Here is a 22,404-nt window from a genome sequence, read left to right as displayed (position 1 = left end):
AATATGCAGGGAGCCAATGGCTCCCTTTTTTATTGCCTCAGCGCGTCGACCTGGGAGTAAATGTCTGCCATTTTGAGTGTCAGCCCGATATGTGCGATTTCAATGCTACCTTCCAAATCATCCGCCTCCGACGCCAGACGCCACACACCGTCGCTTCCCTTTCGGTACACCTCAGCTCTCTCCTCCTGAGAATCGATCAGCACATACTCAGTAAGCGTTTTGAGGCTTCGGTACAAATGAAATTTCTTTCCCTGATCATAGCCTTCCGTACTGGGTGAAAGCACTTCGATAATTACCGATGGATTGAGCAATGTGTCTGTTTGGTTATCCAGGAACTCCGGCTTGCCACAGACAATAAGCAGGTCCGGATACGTATAGAGCGTATTCTCAGGGATGTGGACGCGCATGTCGCGGGAAAAGCTTTGGCATGGCTTCCCTTTCAGAAATCCGCCAACTTCTATGGACAAATTCTCCGTGATCCGGTTGTGATACCTGCTCGCTCCCGACATCGCAAAAATTTCCCCGCGGTAGTACTCGCTCTTGTACTCGGCGGCGCGTTCCAGTTCGAGATATTCTTCCTGCGTGTACATTTTGATCGCTACTGCTGTCATGGTTTCTAATCAAAAATAGTTAATAATGTTCAAATCACCTTTTATAAACTATATGTACCTTTCAGTAAAAAGTTACGTTACCCATTTAAAAATCCCGAAATGCGTCCCATACTGCTGATCGTTCTTTTTCTCATTTGCACACACGCTTACGCGCAGCCGCAGGGGCTCCGCCTGGAAGATTTTATTTATCAGGACAAGATCAAAACCGTACTGCTGTACCCGGCCCTGGACGATCCCGAAAATCCCACCCGACTGCTCACACCACCCATCACACCGCTCAACAATCCGGCTCCGCTGGTGCTGGAATTCGACGATATGAGCGGCCAGCCGGAGGGTTACCGTGCCAAAATCGTCCATTGCAATGCCGACTGGACCAAGTCCAACCTGAACGATATCGAGTTCACATTCGAGTTCAACGAATACCCGATCAGCGTGTACGAGCAGTCGTTCAGCACGAAGGTGCCTTACACGCACTACCGCTTCGAGTTGCCCAAATTGAAACTTCCGGGGAATTATGTAATCTATGTTTTTTCGGAGCGGGATCGAAAACTAATGATCAGCCGGCGCTTTATGCATTATCAAACGCGCGTGAATGTGGCGGCGAAGGCGCGCTTTTCTCAGGGCATCGAACAGCAATTTTCGGATCAGCAGATTGATTTTTCGGTCGATTACAAAGGTTATCAGCTCATCGCGCCGCAAACCGACCTGAAAGTGGTGATCCGCAAAAATTTCCGCTGGGACGAGGCCAAGACAAATTTCAAACCTTCCAACGTCCGCCCGTTCGACCAGCTATTGGAATACACTTTCTTCGACCTCGAAAATACCTTCAAAGGCGGAAACGAATTCAGGTACTTCGACAGCCGGTCGCTCACCGGGCGCGGCTATGGGGTAAATGAAATTGAGCGAACAGACGAATACACGAAGCTCTTTCTCTTTCCCGACAAGCCGCGGGCACACGTGCCGTACGTGCAAATGGACGATTTCAATGGTCAGTACATTGTAGATCAGCGCGAATCGGGCCGCGGCAGCGTTGAGGCGGATTACACGCCTGTCGTATTTACATTAAAAACCCAAGAAGATCCCGAGGCTACGTTTTATGTGAACGGCGCATTCAACCTGTGGCAGCTCACCGACCGCAACAAAATGACTTACGACGCGACGGCACAGGCATACCAGGCCGAATTGATGGTGAAACAGGGCGTGATCAACTACAACTACACCGTCGTGAGAGGCAACCAGAAGCCCGACGAAGCGGCCCTGGAAGGGGATTTTGCCGCAACCGAAAACGACTACGACATATTGATCTACCACCGTCCGCCAGCCAGCCGCGCCGATTTGCTGATCGGCTACCGGACGGTCGAATGGAACAGGCGGCGGTAAATACCTGGATTATAAGACACTGGATTGCAAAACAAAAGAGCGGCCGATGGCCGCTCTTTCTGTATCTGAATGCATGATCAGCAACTACACATTAAACCGGAAGTGCATAATGTCACCATCCGCAACCACGTATTCCTTGCCTTCCACCGCCATCTTACCGGCTTCTTTCACCGCGGGTTCTGTTTTATACTGCTCATAATCAGCAATTTTAATTACTTCGGCGCGAATAAAACCTTTTTCAAAATCACTGTGGATCACGCCGGCAGCCTGCGGGGCTTTCCAGCCTTTCACGATCGTCCAGGCGCGAACCTCCTTTACGCCTGCTGTGAAATAGGTAATAAGGTTCAAAAGCGCGTAAGAAGCTTTGATCAGCTTGCTCAAACCCGATTCTGCCAGGCCGTACTCGCTCAGGAACATTTCATGCTCTTCGGGATCTTCGATTTCCGAAATCTGCGATTCAATGGCCGCGCAAAGCACAATCACATCCGCACCTTCGTGTTTCACGGCTTCCCGGAGCTTTTCCGAATACTCATTACCGGTTAGCATCGAACCTTCGTCCACATTGGCTACATAAAGAACCGGTTTAGCAGTAAGCAATTGCAGGTCGCCGATCACCGATTCCCTTGTTTCGGGGTCGATTTCAACGGCTCTCGCATTCTTGCCTTCTTCCAGCGTCGACTTATATTTTTTCAACCATTCGAGCTCTGCTTTGGCTTTGGCATCCCCGGCGCGTGCACCTTTTTCCGTCTTCTGGATTTTCTTTTCAATCGATTCCAGGTCTTTCAGCTGCAACTCTGCGTCGATGATTTCTTTGTCAAAAACCGGGTCTACGCGGCCTTCCACGTGCACAACGTTATCATCTGCAAAGCAGCGCACCACGTGCACGATCGCATCTACCTCGCGGATATTAGCCAAAAATTTGTTTCCCAAACCTGCTCCCTGGCTCGCTCCTTTCACGAGGCCGGCAATGTCCACGAACTCGATGATCGTCGGGATCACTTTCTGGGGATTAACCAGCTTGGTGAGGACATCCAGCCGTTCGTCGGGAACGGTCACAACGCCCACATTGGGCTCTATGGTGCAAAATGGATAGTTGGCAGCTTCGGCTTTGCCGGTAGAAATGGCATTAAAAAGGGTGGATTTCCCAACGTTCGGCAATCCGACAATCCCACATTGAAGACTCATATTTGAATGGTAAGCAGTGAATGGCGGCCGCATGCCCGATCGGTGAAGCAAAGCATGCCCGCCTGCTGAATAATAATTTTGGCAAAATTACTATTTAGCAGGTACAAAAACCAAAAGCCTTCGTAATCAATTGCGAAGGCTTCTATCCAATATCTTAAATTATTAATCCCACTTTAGGTCCGACTCTCCTACTACGTCTACCTCGTCTCCTTTGGATTCAAATTGCGAGAAGTCAACCTCTGGCATCAATTCCGTCTTCACGTGATCAACCGCTTCTCTCAATGCCTCCACGAACTTGTCAAAGTCCTCTTTGTACAAAAACATTTTGTGTTTTTCGTACGTAAATCCGTCTCCCTGAGGGTGGCGACGGCTTTCTGTGATGGTAAGATAGTAATCGTTAGATCGCGTAGAGCGAACATCGAAGAAGTAAGTCCGTTTTCCCGCCCTGACCCTTTTGGAGTAGATTTGCTCTCTGTCTTCCACTATGTTTAGTTTTAAATAGGTTTCCAAACGCTAAAATATAAAGTTTATTGCTGGTTCCAAAAAAACCGGAATATATTACCTGTTTGTTATACGCGGGTTACAATCCGATGGGCTAACTGCCTTCAAATTAAGTGCAACTTTTGCTGGATGTTTAAATTCTTTTCACTAGTTTTGAAATTCGTGGGTTTTAAAATTGACCTGAAACACCAAAGTTAAGATATGAAATAAGGGACATTTACCTTATTATGTTTCACTTAAATCCAGAAAAATGACTTATCGTCGGATTCTGATTCTCACCATGTTAGCGTTTGCCGCGCTGTTACCAGAAGCATTTGCACAGGTAAAGTTAGGCAAGACGGAAACCGGAAACGCCTCCTACTACTCGGCGCGATTCCATGGCCGGAAAACCTCCTTCGGCGAAGTACATAAAAGCAGCGAGCTGCTTTGCGCCCACCGGAGCTACCCGCTCAACACGATGCTTGAAGTGACGAATCTTGAAAATGACGAGAAGGTGATTGTTAGAGTCAATGACCGCGGCCCGTTTTCCAAACACCGGGTTATCGATCTCAGCAAAGAAGCAGCCCGCCTGCTGGGCATTCTTGCCAAAGGTGTCGCTAATGTGTCGGTGAGGGTGGTCGGAATGGAAGGAATGGTGCTCTTATCCCCCAACGAAGAAATCGACCCTAAATCGGGCAAAGTCATTTCCATGAAGTAAGCCTTGATGCTAACATGAGTGTCCGCCAACTGGATCTGGCCAAGGTCAGAGAATTCGGAAACCTGGAATTTCTTGCGAAACAGTTGGTAGAAGGTTTCATCACCGGTCTTCACAAATCCCCTTTTCACGGCTTTTCAGTCGAATTTGCCGAACATCAGCTTTACAATACCGGCGAATCCACGCGGAATATCGACTGGAAGGTTTTTGCCAAAACCGACCGGCTTTACGTCAAACGCTACGAGGAAGAGACTAACCTCCGTTGCCACATCCTGCTCGACACATCTTCCTCGATGTATTATCCGGAAGATAATTTCGGCAAAATGACGTTCAGCGTGATGGCGGCTGCGAGCCTTACGTATTTGCTGCAACGCCAGAAAGACGCCGTGAGCCTCTGCACGTTTACAGAGCAGATTGAAGTGCAAACGGCCGTCAAATCTACGCCCTCGCATGTGCACAAAATCATGCTCGAACTGGAACAACAGTTGCAGACCAAACGGCCATTGATGAAAACATCGGTCGCCGACGTGCTGCACCAGATCGCCGAAAAGATCCATAAGCGCTCGCTCGTGGTCATTTTCAGCGATATGTTCGATAATATTGAAGAAGCTGAAAGGATTTTCTCCGCCTTACAGCATTTACGCCATAACCTGCACGAAGTACTGCTTTTCCACGTCACCGACCGCGAAACGGAAGAAAACTTTGCATTTGAAAACCGGCCTTATGAGTTTATCGACCTCGAAACAGGCGAAAAAATCAAAGTCCAGCCGGACCAGGTGCGCGAATCGTACCAGCAGTTTGTGGGCGATTTTTATCAAAAACTGAAACTGAAATGCGGGCAATACAAAATCGACTTCATCGAAGCGGATATTGCCAAAGGTTTCGACCCTGTACTGCTCGCCTATCTGGTGAAGCACTCTAAAATGCGCTGATGCATGCCGTGTTAATGGCAGTAAGCTCAGCTACTGATTCAGAAAGAGCGACATAAAAAGTTCATCCAAATGCGCCACCGGGATCACTTCAATTTTACCCCGCTTCAAATCCAGCCCTTTGCTGTTGTATTTTGAAATATAAATCTTCTTAAAACCCAGCTTTTCCGCCTCCGAAACGCGGCTATCAATGCGATTCACCGCACGAACTTCCCCACCCAGCCCGACTTCCGCCGCAAAACATACCGATGGCGGGATGAATTTATCCTCATAGGAAGACACCAGCGAGGCGATCACCGCCAGATCAATCGCCGGATCTTCGACCTTCAAGCCGCCGGCCACATTGAGAAACACATCCTGCACGCCTAACCGGAAACCGCCGCGCTTTTCCAGCACGGCCAGCAGCATTTGCAAGCGTTTGGCATCGAAACCGGTGCTGCTACGCTGCGGCGTGCCGTAAGTCGCCACGCTCACCAGCGACTGAATTTCCACCAGCAATGGCCTATTGCCTTCCATCATCGAGCCGATCGCAATGCCGCTCACCGGCTCGTCGCGCTGCGAAATGAGGATTTCCGAAGGGTTACTCACCTGCCGGAGGCCATTTCCCTGCATTTCATAAATACCCAGCTCGGAGGTACTTCCGAAGCGGTTCTTCATCGTTCGCAGAATGCGGTAAGTATTGTGCCGGTCGCCCTCGAATTGCAGCACGGTATCCACCATGTGTTCCAGCACTTTCGGGCCGGCCAGCGAGCCGTCTTTGGTAATGTGGCCGATCAAAAACACCGGCACGCCCATTTCCTTGGCATATTTCATAAACTCCGCCGTGCATTCCCGCACCTGCGACACGCTGCCCGCACCCGACTCGATGTAGGTCGATTGCATGGTTTGAATGGAATCGACGATCAGGATTTCGGGCTGGAAATCTTCTATTTGTCTGAAAATATTTTGCGTTTGTGTGTCGGTGAGGATGAAGCAGTTGTCGCTTTTGGCCGCCATTCGCTCCGCCCGCATTTTGATCTGCGCCTCGGATTCTTCGCCGGAAACATACAGAACCCTCTTATTAGAAAGCGTCAATGCGATTTGCAGCATCAACGTAGATTTGCCGATGCCCGGCTCTCCGCCAATCAGCACCAACGACCCTGGCACGATACCTCCACCCAGCACACGGTTCAGTTCCTCATCGAATGTGCGGATGCGCGGCTCATTTTCGTAGACAATTTCGGCAATCGACCGTGGCTTGTTCGCCAGGTTCACCGATTTCCACGACACCGCTGTCTTCTTGTCGTCCTTCTCGATCACTTCCTGAACGAAAGTATTCCACTCGCCGCACGACGGACATCTGCCGACCCATTTTGGCGAATTATACCCACATTCCTGACAAAAATATGCCGTTTTGGCTTTGGCCATAATAGAATAGTCTAATTTAGATTCCCGTGGTGACTAACGTATTTCCGACGATATTAATCCAATATCTGGATGTTTTGGCCATAAAATCAAAAAAAATGTAGGATGGGTATAGTTTTTTGCAAATTGGCGTTATTAACCTGTTTTACTTAAAAAATCATATTATCCATGAACATCCTGACAAAAGTGGCCTGCGGCTGTCTGCTATGCATTTTGGCATTCACCAATGTGCAGGCCCAGAAAAAAGGTTTCGCGTTCGGTATCAAGGGAGGGGTGAACCTGTCGCGGCTAACCATGGGCGATGTGTTTACGACACGCTATGACGACAGTGGCAATCCATACCTCGGGTACGATGGTAAAGAGGTGAGAGATAACCTGAAAGAGAGTTTTAATACAAGGACCGGCGCGGTCGGCGGCGTGTGGATGCGCTTCGGGCGGACGATATTTATCCAGCCGGAAGTGCTGGTTTCTACAAAAGGCGGATCATTCAAAATAATCCAGAATGACCAGGAAATACCAGTTGAAAAAACAGTGAACATCAAATACAGCAATATTGATGTACCGTTGCTCATCGGTCTGAAAGGCGGGCCGTTCCGCATTCTCGCGGGGCCGGTAACGTCGTTCCGCATCGGCGACAACCAGCGCCTGCGCGATGCATTCCGTTACTACACTTCCGATCTCAACAATGCGATGTCGGAAGCGACATTCGGTTACCAGCTCGGGGCCGGCCTGGATTTGGGCAGTTTCAGTCTCGACGTAAGAAAAGAAGGCTCCTTCACCAACCTGGCCTCATTTCAGGTAAGCGGCCAACAAGCAGCCGGCGGTTCCGTAAAGCAAAAAGTGAGCAGCTGGCAGGTGACGCTGGGGTTGAAGTTGTTTTAATTTTGAATGATTGAATGATTGAATGATTGAATGATTGAATAGGTGAATGAGTGAATGACCGAATGAGTGAATGAGTGAATAATTCGTTTGCTTGCGCAAAATATCACTAGCAGGGTTTTTATTCAATCATTCAATCATTCAGTCATTCAATCATTCGAAATTCACTCATTCACTCATTCAAATTCCCCAAAAACAAAACGAGCAGCCTTCGATCGGAGCGATGGCTGCTGTTTTTATGAATAACCCACTAATTTAATTCACCAAATATCTTTTATGCGCTGATGCGGATGAGGTTGGTGTGGTCGAGCAGACCGGACACCTCTTTGATTTTTCTACGTGAAACCACTACTTCTTTACCGCAGGATAGTTTCAGCATACGATCGTCTTCCAGACGTTCCACCACGTAATCGGCATTAACGAGGTAAGATTTGTGAACGCGGAGAAATTTAGCGTTCAACTGTTCCGCAAGAGACTTCAACGTTTTTGAAACCAGGTACTTCTTCCCCGTGTTCGTATATATAAAAGTGTAGTTTCCTTCACCTTCCAGGAAAGTGATGACATCGGGAGTCAAAAAGATCGTTCTGCCCATTGACTGGACTGAAATGTAGGAACGGCTGTCGTTGTAAGATCTTTCTGACAGGTTGGGGCGAGTAAAGCTGGGATAATTTTTCATGGTAACTACGCTAATATTGTTGTGATTTCTTGTTTCAAAATTAGCACATTGAGTAGTGTCCAGAAAATACGTAAAAGTACGCATCACGATATATTTATCTCATAATCAATACTTTAACAAATTGATAATATATCAAATGACGTAACGGAACTTAGTAAAATGCGTAATTTTACGTAGTACCAAAAAGGTGTACTATTCTAATAAATCTGCGCATTAAGCCATTACCAGGCATTTCACTTCCGCCTGCGCGCTAACTTTCCTTATCTTTGCACGAATTTCGCGGCCCTTGAATACCGCCCCTGCTGCCCCGCGCGCAGATGAGTCACCAATAACAACAGCTTTTATGATTACCGACCGGGTAAAAGAGTTAGTTTCTGAAATTGAGCAAGCGACAGTTAGCAATAAAGAGCAACTGGAAGCTTTCCGATTAAAATATATCAGCAAGAAAGGCGCGGTAACCGAGCTTTTCGACAACTTGAAAAATATCCTGCAGGAAGACCGCCGCGCTGTGGGACAGGAATTGAACACGCTGAAAAACCTGGCGCAGAACCGCTTCCAGGATTTCCAGGCTGCACTCGAAAATGCTGCCGACAGCAATCCCGAGATGCTCATCGACCTCACCCTGCCCGTTACCCCGAACTTGCAGGGAAGCCTCCACCCGCTAACTATTGTTCGCCGGAGGATCATCGAGATTTTCGAAAGAATGGGTTTCAATGTCTCCTACGGCCCGGAAATCGAGAAGGACTGGTACAACTTCAGCGCATTAAACTTTGCCGACAACCACCCGGCGCGTGAAATGCAGGATACCTTTTTCATTTCCAAAAGCGAGGGCGATGTAAAAGACGATGTGCTCCTGCGCACACACACATCCAACGTGCAGGTGCGCCTCATGGAGCGCCAGAAACCGCCGATCCGCAGCATTATGCCCGGCCGCGTATTCCGCAACGAAGCCATTTCTGCCCGCGCGCATTGCGTTTTCCACCAGGTTGAGGGGCTTTATGTGGATAAAAATGTGAGTTTCAAAGATCTAAAAGATACGTTATACCATTTCGCGAAAGAGATGTTCGGAAAGGATTCTAAAATCCGCCTCCGCCCTTCCTACTTCCCATTCACAGAACCGAGTGCGGAAATTGACGTATCGTGCTTTATATGTAAAGGAAAAGGTTGCAATGTTTGCAAACACACGGGTTGGGTTGAAATCGCCGGTTCAGGCATGGTCGACCCGAACGTGCTCGAAAACTGCGGCATCGACAGCGAAGAATACACTGGTTTTGCATTCGGAATGGGTATCGAGCGGATCACGATGCTTCGTTACGGCATCAACGACCTTCGTTTGTTCACAGAAAACGACGTGAGGTTCCTTCGGCAATTCGAAGGCGCCTGATTTGAAATACAAAAAGCAAAAGCCCTGAAATGATCGCATTTCAGGGCTTTTGCTTTTTCAAGGAATATTAAAACCGTGTTTCCAGATAATAAGGAAGCATTTTCTTCCAAGTATCCCATTCGTGCGGGACGTCGCTTCCCCAGATGTCGAGCTCGTGGGGGACGTTCTTGGACGCCAGGATCGAGGAAATGTGCCTTGAATATTCCGGCACTTCATACGCGCCCGAGCCAGTGATGAAGTGAATATGCCGACTGTCGCGGTACATGGACAGGTGCCACTCGGCTTTCAGGTTCGGCAGATAATGCACCGGCGAATTGAAATACACATTATCATCATAATAACCGTCGGTATACACACTCAGGTCGTAGCAGCCGCTCATCGCGATCACGCCGTGGATGTAATCGGGATGTTTGAAAAACAGGTTAGCCGCATGCAACGCCCCGAACGATGCTCCGCCTGCGATGATTTCGTTGTTCGGGCTGGAATCCTCTTTGATAAACGGCACCACTTCCTTGATCACATAATCGTTGAATGCCTGGTGGCGCGCGGCTTTGTCGTAGCCATGCATGTAGGGATTCAGCCAGCTCTCCGAGTTGATGCTGTTGATACAATACACTTTCACCTTGCCCGCATAGATGTAAGGCTCGATGGCGTCGATCAACCCATGTCTTTCGTATTCCAGGTAATCGGATGCCGCCGTGGGAATGAGCAGGAGGGCAACTCCATAATGCCCGTATACGGCAATTTCCATTTCCTTGTTAAGCGCCGGACTGAACCATCCGGTTATATGGCGTTGCATTGTTTAATCATTTAAGTTACTGACTATTCAAGTAATATTCAGGCAGTTCAAATAAGGTTTATCCAAAATCCATAAACCGTTATCACGAACAGCCTGCCAGTAACTGTTAATGATAACTTAATACAATACCCACGTATCTTTTCCGCCACCACCCTGCGACGAGTTCACCACGAGTGACCCCTTACGCAGCGCTACACGGGTGAGTCCACCCGGGATCACGCTGATGTCGTCGCCGTATAAAATGTAGGGCCGGAGGTCCACATGGCGTCCTTCGGCGTGTCCATCCACCATACAAGGCACTCTTGATAGTGAAATCGTTGGTTGCGCAATATAATTCCGCGGATTGGCCTTTATTTTCTGGCGGAAAAGTTCGTGCTCTTCTTCGGTTGCTTTCGGGCCGATGAGCATGCCGTAACCGCCCGCTTCATTCGCTTCTTTCACAACGAGTTCTGAAATATTCTCAAGAACGTATTGCATATCCTCCTCTTCCCCGCAGATGTACGTCTGCACGTTGGGGATAATGGCTTCTTCGCCGAGGTAATACTTTATAATACGCGGGACGTAGGCGTACACCACCTTGTCGTCGGCCACGCCGGTGCCCGGCGCATTGGCCAATGCCACGCGTCCTTTTTTGTACACCTCGAAAATGCCGGGAATGCCGATCAGCGAATCCTCGCGGAATGCGTCGGGGTCCATAAAAGTATCGTCGATGCGGCGGTAGATCACGTCCACGATCTGCAATCCGTTGGTGGTGCGCATTTTCACGTAGCCGTCAGAAACCACAAGGTCGCGGGTGTCCACCAGCTCAACGCCCATTTGCTGCGCGAGATAGGAATGCTCGAAATAGGCGGAATTGTAACTACCCGGAGTCAGTACGGCGACGGTCGGGTTGGGACGATCGGCGAGGTGTTGCAGCATTTGCAGCAGGCGCGTGGGGTAATCGGACACCGGACGCACGCCCGTACGCGCGAGCACGTCGGGGAAAATCTGCTTCGATAGCTCCCTGTTTTCCAACATATAGGAGACACCAGATGGGCAGCGAAGATTATCTTCCAGCACCATAAAAGTGCCGTCGTCGCCTTTAATAAGGTCGGTGCCGGTAATGTGGCACCAAATGCCTTTGGGAGGTTTCAGGCCGATGCACGGTTTGAGAAAGCATTTACTCGACTCGATCAGCTCCCGCGGCACGATGCCGTCGTTGAGGATATTCTGATCGTTGTAAACGTCGTCGATAAACATGTTCAGCGCTTTAATGCGCTGTTTCAATCCTTTTTCCAGCCATTCCCATTCGGCATTGGACAATACGCGGGGAATAATGTCTATCGGCATGATCCGCTCGGTCCCCTCGCCTTCCGAATACACATTAAAGGTAATGCCCATCGAAAGCAGCGCCCGCTCCGTCGCGAGCTGGCGGTTGGTAAGGTCTTCGTGCGTGAGGTTTTCAAATTTATTCTTCAAATGCTCGTAACCCGGACGTATTTCACCCGACGGGCCGAACATCTCATCGAAGAAATTCTCTGTTTGATAATTTGAAAATGAAAAATTCATACAATTCAAAATTTGAATAAGTCAATACCGGTAGTTCACAGAACAATATATGGTCAATGTATGAATTAACAAAACAAATACCTATCCTCACTGCACCCGCTTGTACTTTCCGCGTTCCACGAAAAGTACAACTGCCGCCAGATCACATTCGCCGCGTTGGCTGCCTCAGGCAACCCTTTACGCTCTCCCTCCGTATTAAAATCGTGCCGACAAACGTTATGCAATATTATTTATCCAATCAGTAAACAATGTTGCAAGTCAATGCCGTTAGCATTTTCTTTGTAACCTGATCTAATTGTCGGCTACCCCACCGAATCACGTTCCCTATGCAAAAAAGCTGGTTATCCATATTAGGACTGGTCTGCGGATTAACCATCGACGCCCAAGCCCAGCATCTGCCGGGCACCGCCATGAGCAATTTTGCCGGAACCAATGCGCTATACCACAACCCGGCGTTTGTCGCCGATAGTCGATACAGTGTATATGTAAATCTTGTGGGAACACAATTTTACACGGCTAACAACCACGTCAAGTACGAAGCCCCGTATTCGTTTCTGAGCCTGATCACCAACACCGTCCCGGCCAAATACCACAATGAAAGAGGAATGCTCCTCTTCCCGCGCTCGTACCTGGGCGAAAAGCTGAACGGCAACCAAAAGTACCTGAATGCCGGTGGCGACACGCGCCTGCCGTCGATCATGTTCAATATGTTTAAAGGCAAAATCGGGGTCGGAGTTTCCTCACGCGTGCGCTATATGCTCAACACCAGCCAGGTTACCGAACCGCTGGCGAGGCTGATCAGCAAAACCACGCAGTTGAAAGAGCTGCAAGAGCAGGTATTTGAAAACCAGTCGGGCCAGCTGCACCTGAACGGCCTCGGCGAGGTAGCGCTAACGCTCGGTGGCACCGTTTTCGACAATGAAACCGATTACCTGAAAGTCGGCTTTACGGTCAAAAGGCTTATCGGACTCTACAATGCCCATGCGATCATCGAAAACTCGTCGTATGACATCCGCCCGGATGAGAACTGGGAGAACAAACGGCAGTACATTAATGTAAACGAAATCAACGTGCGCTACGCGATCACGCGCGACGAGGGCTTCCAAAATGTGAAACCTTCGCCCGCCTGGCTGCTCGGCGACGCACCTCCGGGCAGCGGCTGGGGCTTCGACCTTGGCGCGGTGTACGAGTACCGGCCCGACGTTCACAAAGCCACCTACCGCGAAAGAGGCGAACGGAAACGCGATGCGTCGAAAAACAAATACCTCTACCGGATAGCCGTTTCGCTCACCGACATCGGCCGCGTGCATTTCAAAAACCCGGCGTACATTCTGCAACAGGAGACGCACACGGTAAACAAAGAATTCCGCTACGATACATTTCAGAAACTGAAAGGCTCGGAAGGCATTTTCAATGCGATCAACTCGTCGCTCGACGGCGGACCGCCGATCGCCCCGAACTTCAAATCGGTGCTGCCCATGGCATTTCAGGCCAGTGTGGATTACAATGTGCAGCCGAATGTGTACGTGAATGGATTATGGGTACAAAACCTGATCTCGCAGGGAGCTTTCGGAATGAAGGCCGAATCGTACGTCGGCATTACGCCGCGCTATGAGCATAAGTGGTACGAAGTATCGGTGCCGATTTCATTGATGAACCGCTACCGCTCGCCGGCCATCGGCCTTGCCGGACGGATCGGACCATTGTGGATCGGTACGGACCACCTCACCGGTCTGCTCAATATCGGTAATCCCAGGGCATTTAACCTTTACTTCGGCATCTCCGGCGGACTGTTCCGCCGACCGCCCGAATCGCAGAACAAATGCTGGCCGCCGGAAGACTCCTGGCTTCGCCGCATTTTCTCCAAACGATAATTTCCGCTTCAACGTTATGAGAGGATATGGTACGATTTTTCAGACCATTCCTAAAAAACAAATCCATGAGAGAAGTTCAAAAAACCAGGGAAGAATGGCAGCAGGAACTGAGCAGCCAGCAGTGTTTCGTGCTATTCGAAAAAGGCACTGAGAGGCCGTTTTCACATCCTTATAACGACAACAAAGAAGAAGGCACGTACGTATGCGCCGCCTGCGGCACGCCGCTTTTCAGCTCGGAAACGAAGTATGATTCCGGGTCGGGCTGGCCGAGCTTTTTTATGCCGGTAGCGAAAGAAAATGTGGAAGAAATAGTGGACAAAAGTCACGGAATGATCCGCACGGAAGTCGTTTGCAGAACCTGCGGCGGGCACCTCGGACACGTTTTCAACGACGGCCCCAAACCCACCGGCCTCCGCTACTGCACGAATGGCGCCGCATTGAAATTCCATAAAGCAGAATAGAATAAATTCAGAAAAAGCCGGATTGAATCATATCTTTCCGGCTTTTCTTATCTTTGACCCATTACGAACCAAAACGTTTGATGGAAGTTATCCGATCGTTTTTTACCAAAATCAGAACGCTGTTCCGGGCTTTCAGAGCATGGCTCGCCTCACTCATCAACAGGATTGCATATAAAATTACCGCGCTTTTCACCGGCAAAGCGAAGGCCGACCGGCTCTTCCATTCGTACCGGCAGAACAAGAAATCCGCGCGCAGCTGGTGGGAGAATAAGGTCGACACCAATTCGAGATATTACCGCCCGATTATGGCGGTCTGGAAAACAATCGTTTACGGATTTGTCGCATTTGCACTCTACATTTTTTGCGTCGAGACCAACTTCCTCTGGCTCATGGGCAGCATGCCGAGCGTAGAAGACCTGCAGAACCCGAAAGTGGCGCAATCCTCGGAAATATACACAGCCGACGGCGTCATGATCGGTAAGTTTTACACCGAAAACCGGACGCCCGTTCCTTACAAACAAATATCACCCAACCTCGTAAAAGCGCTTATTGCTACGGAGGACATTCGTTTCTACCGCCATTCGGGCATCGACTACAAGGCCATGGCGAGCGTTGCCTGGGGACTGGCCACCGGCGCTACCGACCGTGGCGGAGGCAGCACCATTACCCAGCAGCTTGCCAAGAAACTTTTCAAAACGCGGAAATCGGGCGCGAGAGGTTTACTGGGCTACGTTCCCGGACTAAGCACATTGATTTATAAAACCAAAGAGTGGCTCACGGCCATCAAGCTCGAAAGGAACTTTACGAAAGAGGAGATCCTGACAATGTATTTCAATACCGTCGATTACGGGAATAATACATACGGGATCAACACCGCCGCCAAATCCTATTTCAGCAAATCGCCGGATAGTCTTAACGTCCAGGAATCGGCGGTGCTTGTAGGTCTTCAAAAAGCAACCACGACCTACAACCCGATCCGCAATATGAAGCGCTCGCTCGAACGCCGCAATGTGGTGATCGACCAGATGCGTAAATATGGCTATCTGAGCGCCAAACAGGCCGATTCTATCAGCGCATTGCCCATTGAGCTGAAAACCAAGTTCGAGACACCATACGACGGCAATGCCAATTATTTCAAGAATGCGGTGGTGGATTTTGTCAAAAAATGGGGCGACGAGAATGGCTATGACCTTTATACCGATGGCTTGAAAATCTACACGACCATCGACTCGCGGATGCAGGAGGATGCCGAAGAGGCTATGACACAGAAAATGAAGCAATTGCAGCGCGTTTTCGAAGACCACTGGCGCAATCAGAACCCTTGGCGAGACGAGCAGGGCAACGAAATTACCGACTTCCTCCCGACCGTCGTGAAACGGACCAGCAAATACCGCTCGCTGGCCGCCAAATTCCCGAATAACCCCGACAGCGTGACCTATTACCTCAATAAAAAAGACACGATGACGGTCTACGACTGGAAGAACAGCGGGGAAATGAAGAAATATTGGAGCTCCATGGACTCCCTCGATTACTACAAGCGCATTCTCCGCGCCGGCATGATGGCCATGAACCCGCAAACCGGCCAGATCAAGGCCTGGGTGGGCGGTTTGGATTACAATTATTTCAAATACGACGCCGTGAAGCAAGGCAAAAGGCAGCCCGGCTCAACTTTCAAACCGTTTGTATACACAACCGCCATCGACGACTCGACATTCAACATGGCGCCCTGCGACGAGATTGTAGATAAGCCTTTTGAAAAAACCTATGAAGAGGACGGCGAGGAGAAAACCTGGAAACCACGCAATGCCACCGGCACCTACACCTACGCGCCTATGACGCTCCGGCGAGCGCTGGCGCAATCTATCAACTCGGTTACCGCAGAGCTGACGGACCAGGTCGGCGCGGCAAATGTGGTGCGCTATGCCAAGAAAATGGGTATTAATACGCCTTTGAAACCCGTTCCGTCCATCGGCCTGGGGCCATTTGATGTGTCGCTTTACGACATGGTGGCTTCCTACGGTGTGTTTGCCAACAATGGCACTTACACGCAGCCTATTCTGGTGACTAAAATCGAGGATAGCAATGGAAAAGTGATCGAGGAATTCCAGCCGGAACACCGGCAGGCTATCAGCGAAGAGTCGGCGTTTCTGATGCTGCAAATGCTGCGCGCCGGGGTCGAAGAATCGGGCGGTACCTCGGGAAGCATCCGTTGGCGGTTCAATGTGACGATGAATGGCAATGAGCTGGGCGGTAAAACCGGAACGACTTCCAACAACTCCGACGGCTGGTTCATGTGCGTCACGCGCGACCTCGTAGTAGGCGCGTGGGTAGGCGGCGACGACCGCAGCATTCACTTCCGAACGACCAACCTTGGCGAAGGCGCCAAAACCGCATTGCCGCTGGTGGGCGCATTTTTGGAAAAAGTATATAAAAACAAATCAATCGAACCCGGCCCGTTCCCGAAACCGAGCTTCAAAGTTTCCAAAACATACAACTGCCCTACGCAATGGGCGCCTGCCGAAAGCGATTCACTGGGCATTGAAGGCGATAGCACCCCTGCCAGCAGGAACGTCGAAGACGAATTCCTGATCGGCCCGCCGCCGATTCCTCTGGATACCGGGAAGAGGAATTGATAGAGGCTGTAAGCTATAAGCATTAAGCTATAAGCTGTAAGCATTAAGCCACAAGCACTAGTCTTACAGCTTATAGCCTAATGCTTACAGCTTATAGCCTATTGCTTAAAGCTTACAGCCTAATGCTTAAAGCCAAACTGCTACAAAGTCCCAATCTTATGCACCTCCTTGTACTGCATCCGGTACAAGTTTGCATAAGCGCCTTCTTTTTCAAGCAGTTGCTCGTGGTTACCTTCCTCCACAATGCGCCCTTTGTCCACGACAATAATCTTATCAGCCTCCTGGATCGTCGATAACCGGTGCGCAATCACGATCGCCGTGCGACCGTGCATCAGGTTTTCAATGGCGTGCTGGATCAATTCCTCCGTTTCGCTATCGACCGACGAAGTTGCTTCGTCGAGCACGATGATCTTAGGTTCGTGGACCATTGCACGGACGAAAGAAATGAGCTGCCGCTGCCCTACCGAGAGCGTCGCGCCGCGTTCCATTACATTATAGGTATAGCCGCCGGGCAAGCGCTCGATGAAGTCATGGACGCCCACCAATTTGGCCGCTTCCACGATTTTTTCGTGGGTAATGCTCTGATCGCCGAGGCGGATATTATTTTCAATGGTATCTGAAAACAGGAACACGTCCTGCAACACCACACCGATGTGCTTGCGCAATGCATTCAGCTCATAATCATGCACTTCAACGCCATCTACGTAAATATTGCCTTTGTTGATGTCGTAAAAGCGGGTAAGCAGGTTAATGATCGAAGATTTCCCGGCCCCGGTAGCACCCACGAAGGCGATCGTTTCCCCTTCTTTTACATTAAAATTAATATCCCTTAAAACGTACTCTTCGTCATTGTAAGCGAACCACACGTTTTTAAACTCCACATTCCCTTTGATCGAATCCGGCGCAAATGTGCCTTCGTTGGCCGTGTACTCGTCGCTGTCGAGCAGTTTCAGAATGCGGTCGGTGCTCACGATACCCATTTGCAGGGTGTTGAAACGGTCGGCGAGCTGACGGATCGGGCGAAAGAAGAGATTAATGAACATCACGAATGCCGTAACCGTACCGAATGTGATTTCTGCCCCCAGGATTTGCTTGGACCCGTACCAAACCACCAGACCCGTACCCGCCGCGGCGATCACGTCCGCCACCGGATAATACACGGAATAATAGAGAATTGACCGGATGTTCGCATTCCGGTGCACCTTGTTTATCTCCCTGAACTTCTTGTATTCTATGTCCTCACTGCTGAAAATCTGCACGATTCCCATCCCGGTAATGTGCTCTTGCACAAATGCATTAAGGTTGGAAACCGCTGCCCGCACTTCATTGAACGAATCTTTGATCTTCTCCTTGAAAATATAGGTACAGAAAAGCATCAGCGGGATCATCGACAGACTGATGATCGAAAGTTTCCAGTCGGTGTAAAACATGACGGCGATGATCAGCACCAGTTGCAGAATGTCCCCGGCAATGGCGGCCATACCGTCGCTGAACACATTGGAAAGCGTTTCGACGTCGGAAATGGTGCGCGTTACGAGGCGGCCTATGGGCGTGTTATCGAAGAATTTGAGCCTTAAACCAATGATTTTCTCGTACAACTGCACGCGGATGTCGCGGATAATGTACTGCCCGAGCCAGCCCGACATGTAGGTGTTCCAAAACTGCGCAATACCTTGCAAAACGGTAACGACCAGCATTACCACGAGCATTACCGTCAGCTGCGAGTAATCGCCGTTCGCAATGGGCGTGTCGATCGTGTATTTGATCAGCAGGGGCGTGAGCGGCGCGAGTACCGCGTTGAGCAATATAATGGCAATAAGCAGGTAAAACTGCTTCTGGTAAGGTCGAACGAATGTGTATAGACGCCTTAGAGTAGGAAGATCGAATATCTGGCCGCTTTTGGTTTCCTGGTTCACCGGGTAGCTTTTTGGGTAGTACAGTGGTTGTTTTGGATCAACAATGCAAAGGTAGAAAATGTCACAGAGGGTGTAAAAAAACTGGTAACCGGTCTGGCTGTTACTGGTAGTTTTCGTGATATTGCTGCTTTTGAAACGATTATTGAACCTGAAAAAGTCTAGTTGCATGGTTTTCGTGTCTGATGCAATCCCGGTCCATTCGCTTCCCAAAACGCCCAGCCAGGTACCCGCATTAAAGATATTCCGGTTCAAAAACAGCCTAGGTAATAGCCCCGGCGCCCTGAAGGACGGCCCGGTGTCTCTGCCCATCACGCCGCTCCCGACCGACACCCCACACCGGCATACTTACTACGAAATCCTGTTTATCGAAGAAGGCGAAGGTTTTCACGAAATCGACTTTCATTCCTACAATATCCACGGCGCCGGACTGCATTTCCTCACGCCCGGCCAGGTGCATTTGCTCACTTTTTCGAGCTCTTTCCAGGGTTATATCGTCGCGTTTTCGGAGGATTTTTACACGTTCTATAATCCTATGAACCCGTCACTCTCGCAGCTACCGTTTTTTCAGCCCGCGCGCAGACAGCCCATTATTACGCTTTCCGAAAGCGACAAGCACTATTTCCACAATATCCTTGAAAACATGGTCACCGACCATTTGAATGCAGAAACCGACCAGACGCTCATCGGGCGGTATCTGGGTTTGTTGTTGCAGAAATGTGCGCTGCTGACTCACCATCTTGCGCAGCCGGCGGAGTCGCCCGCGCTTTCTGTTCCTGAACTGGCAGGCCGTTTTCAGGAACTGGTGGAAAAGAATTTCAGGCAAATGCACGAGGTGCAGCAATATGCCAGCCAGCTTGCGGTAACGCCCGATTATCTGAGTAAAATCATCCGGAAATCTTTGGGCATCTCCTGCCAGGAATACATCCTCGAAAAACTCCTCCTCGAAGCGAAACGGCTACTCGTTTTCACCAATCTCAGCAGTAAGGAAATCGCCTACCACATCCACATGGACGACCCTTCGTATTTCAGCCGGATCTTCAAAAAGAAAACCGGACTGACCCCGAATGAGTACCGCGAGCATGTTCGGAAAAGTACCATTTAATAGCAAATTTGTACCTTGCTATCCCTTTTATCCGCAAATATCTTTGTATTATCCAAAATTAAAATGGCTAAATAATACTATCGATATCCATTATGCAGATAAAAAATGAATTGAATGCGTCGTCGCTCCAAGCCAAACTCGACCGGTTCTGGGAGGTTTCGGGTGAAAAAATCAAGCTCATCAACAGGGAATACGACAACTCGAAAGGGACGCCCGTATTCACCGTGAACGGCAAGTACACCCTGCGCGGTTGGACCGAATGGACCCAAGGCTTCCAGTATGGTGCCGAAGTGCTACAATTTGATGCCACCGGCGACGAAAGCTACCTCGCCAGTGCCCGTAAAAATACGGTTGGTTTCATGGCCTCGCACGTGGGGCATTTCGGCGTGCACGATCATGGGTTCAACAATGTGAGCACGTACGGCAACCTGCTGCGCCTGATGAACGAAGGGGTGATCCCGGAAAACGAATGGGAACGCAACTTCTACGAAATCGCATTGAAAGTATCGGGAGCGGTGCAGGCGCGTCGCTGGACGAGCATTAAAAACGGCCAGGGCTTCATCCATTCATTCAACGGGCCGCACTCGTTGTTTGTGGATACAATCCGGTCGGTAAGAGCGCTGATGGTTTCGCATTTGCTCGGCCATAGTTACATGGGCGAAAATGACCTGAAAACGAGCCTGCTCGAACGCGGAACGCTGCACTCTATTGCTACGGCCAACTATTCGGTGTATTACGGCGAGGGCCGCGACAGCTACGATCTTTGGGGTCGCACGGCGCACGAAAGCGTTTTCAACACCAACGACGGCAATTACCGCTGCCCCAACTCGCAGCAGGGCTTCTCGGGTTTCACCACCTGGACGCGCGGCCTCGCATGGGCCATGCTGGGTTTTGCCGAACAGCTCGAGCCGCTAGCCAGCTTCTCCGACGACGAACTGGCGCCGCTGGGCGGCCGCGCCGAAATCGAGCGCATTTACCTGAAAGCCGCGCAAGCCACTTGTGATTTTTACATTGAAAACACCGCTTCCGACGGCATTCCTTACTGGGATACCGGCGCTCCGCACCTGCACAAACTCGGCGACTACACATCGAGAACGTCCGATCCATACAATGATTTCGAGCCGATCGACAGCTCGGCGGCGGCCATTGGCGCGCAGGGATTGCTCCGTTTGGGTAAATATTTGAATGAAAAAGGTCAAAACGAAGCTGGAAACCGCTATTGGCAGGCTGGTCTCACCGCCGTGGATACGCTTTTCGCCGAGCCTTACCTTTCCACCGACCCAACACACCAGGGGCTGATCCTGCATTCGATTTACCACCGGCCGAATGGCTGGGACAATGTGCCCGCCGGACAGAAAATCCCGAATGGCGAATCGAGCATGTGGGGAGATTACCACGCCCGAGAAGTGGCGCTTTACCTCCACCGGATCAATAAGGGGTTGCCTTATTACACGTATCTGGGCGCGGTGAAGTAAAATACAACTGTAATCCAGAATGTTACTGTCAGCCTGACGGTAGGAGCCCGCATATTTAATTTTTCAAAAAGCAATCTCACCACAACAATAACCAAATCTCCGAATTGGAAAACATAACACTCGACCGGTGCTGCATCCATACCATCACGACCAAGCCCTGGGGACTTGCGGAGGCGGTGGAAAACTACGCTGCTGCCGGTGTAAAAGGCATCAGCGTCTGGCAAAATGCCACGGAAGGCATCGGGCCGCGCCGTGCGGGCGAGATCATCCGGGCGGCCGGGCTGGAAATAGTCTCTTACGTACGCGGCGGCTTTTTCCCGCACACCAGCAGTGCCGGGCGCGCACAGGCGATTGATCACAACCGCAAGCTGCTCGAAGAAGCGGCGGCTTTGGGAGCGCCCATGATCGTGCTCGTATGCGGGGCGTCACCCGACCAGTCGCTGGAAACGTCGCGCGACCAGATCCGCGAAGGCATTGCCGCTATTCTGCCGCTGGCCGAAAAACTGGGCGTGAAGCTGGCCATCGAGCCGCTGCACCCGATGTACGCCGCCGATCGCTCGGCCATTAACACGCTGGCGCAGGCCAACGACATGGCAGAGTATTTCAAATCGCCGTTTGTCGGCGTGGCTGTGGATGTGTACCATTTGTGGTGGGATGGTGATCTGGAAAAAGAGATTGCCCGCTGTGGCGCCAACGGCAACCTGCTCGCCTACCACGTGTGCGATTGGAAGGTAAATACGATCGACCTGCTCAACGACCGCGGATTGATGGGTGAAGGATGTATTGATCTGAAAAAAATCAGGGGCTGGGTGGAAGCAACGGGCTTCAATGGCTTCTGCGAGGTGGAGATTTTCTCGAATATCCATTGGGCAAAGGACCAGCACCTCTTCCTCAGCGAGATTACCGAAGCATTTGTAAGAACGGTTTAATGCGCAAAGCAGCAGCTTCGCGCC

The 22,404-nt window shown here is 50.3% G+C and carries 19 protein-coding genes; 11 read left to right on the top strand and 8 right to left on the bottom strand.

Translation table 11 applies throughout. The features are described from left to right. Positions 1–29: 29 nt before the first annotated feature. Positions 30–611, bottom strand: coding sequence for a Uma2 family endonuclease (locus DFER_RS23805; RefSeq protein WP_015814220.1), 582 nt, complete (start codon positions 609–611; stop codon positions 30–32). Between the two features lie 99 nt (positions 612–710). On the opposite strand from DFER_RS23805, the gene DFER_RS23800 reads away from it, so the two are divergent. Then, positions 711–1,991 (top strand): type IX secretion system plug protein, encoded by a 1,281-nt coding sequence (locus tag DFER_RS23800; RefSeq protein ID WP_015814219.1) that lies wholly within the window; start codon positions 711–713, stop codon positions 1,989–1,991. An 84-nt stretch (positions 1,992–2,075) separates the two neighbouring features. Here the strand turns inward: DFER_RS23800 and ychF are convergent, their stop codons facing one another. Together ychF and DFER_RS23790 are read right to left on the bottom strand one after the other, a co-directional pair. Beyond that, positions 2,076–3,176: a redox-regulated ATPase YchF gene (gene ychF / locus DFER_RS23795; RefSeq protein ID WP_015814218.1), complete on the bottom strand. Its 1,101-nt coding sequence runs from the start codon at positions 3,174–3,176 to the stop codon at positions 2,076–2,078. A gap of 162 nt (positions 3,177–3,338) precedes the next feature. Then, a complete protein-coding gene (locus DFER_RS23790) occupies positions 3,339–3,686 on the bottom strand; it encodes a DUF3276 family protein (RefSeq protein ID WP_015814217.1) in 348 nt (115 codons plus the stop codon). A 271-nt stretch (positions 3,687–3,957) separates the two neighbouring features. Between DFER_RS23790 and DFER_RS23785 the strand changes: the two genes are divergently transcribed. Further along, on the top strand, positions 3,958–4,374 hold the full coding sequence (locus DFER_RS23785; RefSeq protein ID WP_229206098.1) for a septal ring lytic transglycosylase RlpA family protein: 417 nt from the start codon (positions 3,958–3,960) through the stop codon (positions 4,372–4,374). A gap of 14 nt (positions 4,375–4,388) precedes the next feature. Continuing rightward, positions 4,389–5,303: a DUF58 domain-containing protein gene (locus DFER_RS23780; protein WP_015814215.1), complete on the top strand. Its 915-nt coding sequence runs from the start codon at positions 4,389–4,391 to the stop codon at positions 5,301–5,303. Positions 5,304–5,333: 30 nt separating this feature from the next. Here DFER_RS23780 and radA read toward each other — a convergent pair whose 3' ends face one another. Beyond that, positions 5,334–6,707 carry a DNA repair protein RadA gene (radA, locus tag DFER_RS23775; protein WP_015814214.1) on the bottom strand — a complete coding sequence of 458 codons (1,374 nt, stop codon included), beginning with the start codon at positions 6,705–6,707 and terminating at the stop codon, positions 5,334–5,336. Positions 6,708–6,872: 165 nt separating this feature from the next. Between radA and DFER_RS23770 the strand changes: the two genes are divergently transcribed. Then, a complete protein-coding gene (locus DFER_RS23770; protein ID WP_015814213.1) occupies positions 6,873–7,586 on the top strand; it encodes a porin family protein in 714 nt (237 codons plus the stop codon). A 271-nt stretch (positions 7,587–7,857) separates the two neighbouring features. Here DFER_RS23770 and DFER_RS23765 read toward each other — a convergent pair whose 3' ends face one another. Beyond that, positions 7,858–8,259: a LytR/AlgR family response regulator transcription factor gene (locus tag DFER_RS23765; RefSeq protein ID WP_229206097.1), complete on the bottom strand. Its 402-nt coding sequence runs from the start codon at positions 8,257–8,259 to the stop codon at positions 7,858–7,860. Positions 8,260–8,602: 343 nt separating this feature from the next. Here DFER_RS23765 and pheS point away from each other — a divergent pair, with 343 nt between their 5' ends. After that, on the top strand, positions 8,603–9,643 hold the full coding sequence (gene pheS / locus DFER_RS23760; RefSeq protein ID WP_015814211.1) for a phenylalanine--tRNA ligase subunit alpha: 1,041 nt from the start codon (positions 8,603–8,605) through the stop codon (positions 9,641–9,643). Between the two features lie 67 nt (positions 9,644–9,710). Here pheS and DFER_RS23755 read toward each other — a convergent pair whose 3' ends face one another. Both DFER_RS23755 and DFER_RS23750 read right to left on the bottom strand, forming a co-directional pair. Then, complete coding sequence (locus DFER_RS23755) at positions 9,711–10,442, bottom strand: esterase family protein (protein WP_015814210.1); 732 nt, start codon at positions 10,440–10,442, stop codon at positions 9,711–9,713. Positions 10,443–10,559: 117 nt separating this feature from the next. Next, positions 10,560–11,990, bottom strand: a complete 1,431-nt coding sequence (locus tag DFER_RS23750) for a circularly permuted type 2 ATP-grasp protein (protein ID WP_015814209.1) — start codon at positions 11,988–11,990, stop codon at positions 10,560–10,562. Positions 11,991–12,316: 326 nt separating this feature from the next. Between DFER_RS23750 and DFER_RS23745 the strand changes: the two genes are divergently transcribed. From DFER_RS23745 to DFER_RS23735, 3 genes are all read left to right on the top strand, one after another. Next, positions 12,317–13,864 carry a DUF5723 family protein gene (locus tag DFER_RS23745; RefSeq protein ID WP_015814208.1) on the top strand — a complete coding sequence of 516 codons (1,548 nt, stop codon included), beginning with the start codon at positions 12,317–12,319 and terminating at the stop codon, positions 13,862–13,864. A 65-nt stretch (positions 13,865–13,929) separates the two neighbouring features. After that, entirely contained in the window at positions 13,930–14,325 is a 396-nt protein-coding gene (gene msrB / locus DFER_RS23740) for a peptide-methionine (R)-S-oxide reductase MsrB (RefSeq protein WP_015814207.1), read from the top strand. An 80-nt stretch (positions 14,326–14,405) separates the two neighbouring features. Further along, positions 14,406–16,958 carry a penicillin-binding protein 1A gene (locus tag DFER_RS23735; RefSeq protein ID WP_015814206.1) on the top strand — a complete coding sequence of 851 codons (2,553 nt, stop codon included), beginning with the start codon at positions 14,406–14,408 and terminating at the stop codon, positions 16,956–16,958. Positions 16,959–17,098: 140 nt separating this feature from the next. Here the strand turns inward: DFER_RS23735 and DFER_RS23730 are convergent, their stop codons facing one another. After that, positions 17,099–18,874 (bottom strand): ABC transporter ATP-binding protein, encoded by a 1,776-nt coding sequence (locus DFER_RS23730; RefSeq protein ID WP_015814205.1) that lies wholly within the window; start codon positions 18,872–18,874, stop codon positions 17,099–17,101. Positions 18,875–19,040: 166 nt separating this feature from the next. Here DFER_RS23730 and DFER_RS23725 point away from each other — a divergent pair, with 166 nt between their 5' ends. The 3 genes from DFER_RS23725 (at position 19,041) to DFER_RS23715 (ending at position 22,380) form a co-directional block, all read left to right on the top strand. Next, positions 19,041–19,976: a helix-turn-helix domain-containing protein gene (locus tag DFER_RS23725; protein ID WP_015814204.1), complete on the top strand. Its 936-nt coding sequence runs from the start codon at positions 19,041–19,043 to the stop codon at positions 19,974–19,976. A 92-nt stretch (positions 19,977–20,068) separates the two neighbouring features. Further along, positions 20,069–21,451 (top strand): glycoside hydrolase family 88 protein, encoded by a 1,383-nt coding sequence (locus DFER_RS23720; RefSeq protein ID WP_015814203.1) that lies wholly within the window; start codon positions 20,069–20,071, stop codon positions 21,449–21,451. Positions 21,452–21,555: 104 nt separating this feature from the next. Next, positions 21,556–22,380, top strand: coding sequence for a sugar phosphate isomerase/epimerase family protein (locus DFER_RS23715; RefSeq protein WP_015814202.1), 825 nt, complete (start codon positions 21,556–21,558; stop codon positions 22,378–22,380). Positions 22,381–22,404 lie beyond the last annotated feature (24 nt).

Source organism: Dyadobacter fermentans DSM 18053 (assembly GCF_000023125.1).
Classification (GTDB): domain Bacteria; phylum Bacteroidota; class Bacteroidia; order Cytophagales; family Spirosomataceae; genus Dyadobacter; species Dyadobacter fermentans.
The sequence above is the reverse complement of the archived record's forward strand: the minus strand, read 5'-3'. Positions and strand labels throughout refer to the sequence as shown.